Origin of the sequence: Pseudoalteromonas sp. S558, assembly GCF_005886635.1 — a bacterium.
In the GTDB taxonomy this organism is placed as follows: Bacteria; Pseudomonadota; Gammaproteobacteria; order Enterobacterales; family Alteromonadaceae; genus Pseudoalteromonas; species Pseudoalteromonas aliena.
This window is the reverse complement of record NZ_PNDU01000183.1, coordinates 1-4366: the sequence shown is the minus strand read 5'-3', so window position 1 is coordinate 4366 and position 4366 is coordinate 1. Positions and strand designations below refer to the sequence as shown.

The following is a 4366-nucleotide window of genomic DNA, read 5'->3' as shown; positions in this document are numbered from 1 at the left end:
ACTTTAAACTAAGCATAAACGACATATAATCGAACAACTTTTTTAAAGCTTCGCTTTAACGCGCCGCAAGCTACAGGCCAAGCATCGCGCTCTTTACATATCAAACATAAGTAATAATAAAATGTGTTGTAGACGTAGAGCTTGCACACGTGAAAAGCGAAGCTTCTAATTACTAACCAAATAAAAAGAGCTTAAAGCTTTGCTTTAACGCGCCAGCAAGCTGTGCGCCTACAGGTCAATCATCACGCTCTTTGCACATCAAATGCAATAACGTCTTTAATTTTCTCTTTGTTGGTTGCGAGCATTACAAGCCTATCTATACCCAAAGCAACGCCTGCACACTGTGGTAATCCATGCTCCAGCGCTTTAATTAAACGCGTATCCATTGGTACTTGCTTTATACCGTTTTCAGCGCGGTATGCATTATCTTCATTAAAACGTTTAGCTTGCTCGCTGGCATTGGTGAGTTCGTTAAAGCCATTCGCCAATTCCATGCTTTTATAATAAAGCTCAAAGCGTCCTGCTACACGTGCATCGTGTTCACAAATTTGTGCAAGTGCTGCTTGAGAAGCTGGAAAGTGATACACAAAACATGGCTTATCTTGCCCTATTGTTGGCTCTACTTTCATGCAAAATAATAATTGCAGTAAGGTATCTTTATGCGTTTCATTTTGGGCTATATCAGCAAACCCCTGCTCAAAAGCAAGCTGCCTTAATTGCTCTATATTTGCGGTTAGCGGGTCAAGTCCGAGTGCTTGTTCAAACGCTTGCTGATAAGTAAGGCGCGTTGCAGGGTCAACACCTAAAACAAGCTGCATCAGCTCATCCATTTCATCCATAAGTGCAAATTCGTCAAAACCTGGGCGATACCATTCAAGCATTGTAAATTCAGGATTGTGATGGCTACCCGCTTCTTCATTTCTAAATGCTTTACAAAGCTGAAAAATAGCGCCGGAGCCTGCTGCTAACAAGCGCTTCATGGCAAACTCTGGAGATGTTTGTAAAAACAAAGGAAGTCCACCTGCGTGGCCTGGGCCTACAAATGTGGTATTAAAACTCGCTAAGTGCACATCGGTTACGCTCGCACTACTCAAACTTGGCGTTTCTACTTCTAAAACATCACGCGCATAAAAAAACTCACGAATGCGATGTAATATTTCTGCACGTTGCTTTAGTGTTTCAATACTTGCGCTAGGAGCCCAAAGATCTGCTGACATATTTTCTCCAAAAAAAAAATCCCAGCTTAAGCTGGGATTTTATAAACAATGTTAAAGCTTACTTAACACGGCTTACGTATTCACCGTTACGAGTGTCTACTTTAATTACTTCGCCAATTTGTACGAATAATGGAACTCGTACTACAGCACCCGTGCTAAGCGTTGCTGGTTTACCACCAGTGCCCGCTGTATCGCCCTTAAGGCCAGGATCTGTTTCAGTGATCTCAAGCTCAACAAAGTTAGGTGGTGTAACAGCAATTGGGCTGCCGTTCCATAATGTAATTGTACATACATCATTTTCAACTAACCATTTAACAGCATCGCCTAGTGCTTTTTCGTCAGCAGCAATTTGCTCAAATGTTTCGTTGTTCATGAAGTGCCAAAATTCGCCGTCTGTGTATAGATACGCTAAATCTGTATCCATTACATCAGCACCTTCAACTGATTCACCCGATTTAAAGGTTTTTTCAAGCACCTTACCAGAGATAAGTTTACGGATACGAACACGGTTAAACGCTTGGCCTTTACCAGGTTTTACCATTTCATTTTCTAAAATACTGCAAGGCTCGCCGTCCATCATAATTTTTAGGCCGCCCTTGAACTCGTTGGTGCTATAATTCGCCATCGTTTCCTCTATTTATATTTTTTCGAGTAATCTACGTGCCAATGATACAAAGAAATGAAGCAAATTTGCATAAAAACTGGCAAAAAGAATTAGCAAATGTAGTTACCTGCCCAAAAACCTTGCTTGAAATGGTCGGTTTATCGAGCCAAGTCCATGAAAACGACCTAAAAGCCCGTAGTTTATTTGCAGTGCGTGTGCCTATCCCTTTTATAAAAAAAATGCGCAAAGGCGATCCAAACGATCCTCTTTTATTGCAAGTCATGCCACGCCATCAAGAATTTTTAAGTAAGTCTGGTTTTAATAAAGATCCACTGCTTGAGCAAGATAACGCCCAACTAGGCCTTTTACACAAATATAAATCGCGTGTTTTAGTGATGTTTAAAACGGGTTGTGCGGTAAATTGCCGCTACTGCTTTAGAAGGCATTTTCCGTATCAAGAAAATCAGCTTAATAAAAAAAGCCTGCTTGAGACGCTTAATTATATAAAATCAGATACTGATATTAACGAAGTGATTTTAAGTGGCGGCGATCCGCTAATGGCCAAAGATGATGCTATTAGTTGGTTTTTAGATGAGCTTGAACAGCTACCGCAAATTAAACGCATGCGAATTCATAGCCGTTTACCTGTTGTTATTCCTGCGCGTATTACCAATGAATTGTGTGAGCGACTAGCAAAGTCACCCTTAAAAATTATTTTTATTAACCACATTAATCACGCAAACGAAATAGACGTTGATTTTAAAGCTGCCATGCAAAAGCTCAAACACGCGAATGTAACACTTTTAAACCAAGCTGTAATTTTAAAAGATGTGAATGATACGGTTGATGCACAAATAAACTTAAGCGAAGCCTTATTTGATGCAGATGTATTACCGTATTATTTGTATTTGCTAGATAAAGTTGAAGGAGCCAGCCACTTTGATATTAATGAAGCGCAAGCAATTGAAATAATGGCAGAGCTATTAAAAGCCCTGCCTGGGTTTTTAGTGCCTAAACTAGTGAGAGAAATAGGTGGTCAAAAAAGCAAAACACCTATCGATCTTAAGCTTATTTAAACGTATACATTTACGTTATTACCCAGTGTGGCTGTCACCGATTTAGCAGGTGTTTGCGCACTAGATGGTTGTGCGGCACCTTCAATAAGCGCAAGTGCTGCAGAGCCATCAACCTTTTGCTGTCTTTTAGCAAGCGCAGCACTTAAAACTTCAGCACCTTCGCCAGCACCAGACATTACCGGTAAATTTCCACCTGATATATTCATATAAACAATCCACCTGACTTTTAAATGTAATCCAAGTATTATATCGGCCATGCAGTACAAAGCTTTAGGAAAACCATGGATTCAATTATTGAACAACTCAATACAAACTTAAAAATTGTTTATCGCCAAGCACTTGATGCCGACAAAAAACTTGACGAACTACAGCAACAAGGTCATGGCAAATTTAAAGCCTTATTCGCACAAGATGCTGGCTTTAACTTTGAAGCTAAACGATTTAAACCTTACGTGCTTGACGTAGCCGCTGATGTAGAAAGCTTATCAACCGATGGTTTTAGTGAAGAAAAGCTTAAAATTACCGTTATTAAGTTACAGCAATTATTGACACTTTTAGCTACCTTTAAGTAAAGCAGCTAAAAGCAACACAACAAAAGCGCAAAGTAAACTCGCGCCTAAAAACAAATAAACGCCGAGTTATAATAACTCAGCGTTTATTTATTTTAATCTAAATTTACTAGGATTTGTTCGCCAAACCACTCTGTTAATAAGCGTTTCTCATAATAAAATGACTCATCTCGACCCATTTTTATCTTATCCATAAAACCCATATCTTTAAGCTCTACGTCGTTGCCTTTGTTGACTACACTGCCATCTTTGTTCGTTAACGAATAGTTGAGTTTAATGCGCGGAAAATAGATAGGTTTCACGATACGAATTTCATCCATACCACCGTAACGAACATCACCCGCTAAATCTAAATCAGTAAACTCTACATTTAATTTATACTCATTTGGCAATTGCTCTGCCAATTTAGCCATGTGTGCTTCAAAACTTTTAATAATATGCTTGTGATACGAACCTTTCGCTTGGTTTGATGAGCGCACATCGCGATAGTCATTAAAGTCATGCCATTGAACAACAGACTCGCCTGCATGAGCAAATACAGGTAATGCTACACACATCAACATTGCAATTTTTTTAACTAAATTCATGACTTTCTCCAAAAAAGATATACCAATCACAAAGTGTGGATTGGAGTAAACCCAGCATTAGCTTTTACTGCGTTTATTTTAGCACTTGTTTATTAACTATAACTTAATTCCCCACATTGACGTGTTATTTAAAACGTACTAAATGTAATCAAGGTTGTTTAATTTACCAGCATTCAAGAAAGACCGTATTTAAGCTAGGGCGTGTTGACCTTTCGTGATTGATTTTGCAGCAGACTGTTTGGTATTTAGGCAAGGCAGAGCCTATGTAGTGTGGTTGTTCCCCATAAATAGGCGATAACGCAGCATAAGTTCC

6 protein-coding genes are annotated in these 4366 nt (G+C 39.2%); 2 read left to right on the top strand and 4 right to left on the bottom strand.

Translation table 11 applies throughout. The annotated features are described in order from the left end of the window. Positions 1-242: 242 nt before the first annotated feature. Together epmA and efp are read right to left on the bottom strand one after the other, a co-directional pair. Positions 243-1217, bottom strand: a complete 975-nt coding sequence (gene epmA, locus CWB66_RS13070) for an elongation factor P--(R)-beta-lysine ligase (RefSeq protein ID WP_138585711.1) — start codon at positions 1215-1217, stop codon at positions 243-245. Between the two features lie 58 nt (positions 1218-1275). Further along, entirely contained in the window at positions 1276-1842 is a 567-nt protein-coding gene (gene efp, locus CWB66_RS13065) for an elongation factor P (RefSeq protein ID WP_077536047.1), read from the bottom strand. Positions 1843-1883: 41 nt separating this feature from the next. Here efp and epmB point away from each other — a divergent pair, with 41 nt between their 5' ends. Further along, a complete protein-coding gene (gene epmB, locus CWB66_RS13060; RefSeq protein WP_138585710.1) occupies positions 1884-2897 on the top strand; it encodes an EF-P beta-lysylation protein EpmB in 1014 nt (337 codons plus the stop codon). On the opposite strand, the gene CWB66_RS13055 is transcribed toward epmB, so the two are convergent. Beyond that, positions 2894-3103: a hypothetical protein gene (locus CWB66_RS13055; protein ID WP_077538842.1), complete on the bottom strand. Its 210-nt coding sequence runs from the start codon at positions 3101-3103 to the stop codon at positions 2894-2896. The two genes, epmB and CWB66_RS13055, sit on opposite strands and share 4 nt — an antisense overlap. 75 nt (positions 3104-3178) lie before the next feature. Here CWB66_RS13055 and CWB66_RS13050 point away from each other — a divergent pair, with 75 nt between their 5' ends. Continuing rightward, positions 3179-3469: a prephenate dehydrogenase gene (locus CWB66_RS13050; RefSeq protein ID WP_138585709.1), complete on the top strand. Its 291-nt coding sequence runs from the start codon at positions 3179-3181 to the stop codon at positions 3467-3469. Between the two features lie 92 nt (positions 3470-3561). Here the strand turns inward: CWB66_RS13050 and CWB66_RS13045 are convergent, their stop codons facing one another. Then, entirely contained in the window at positions 3562-4053 is a 492-nt protein-coding gene (locus tag CWB66_RS13045; protein ID WP_138585708.1) for a DUF3016 domain-containing protein, read from the bottom strand. Positions 4054-4366 lie beyond the last annotated feature (313 nt).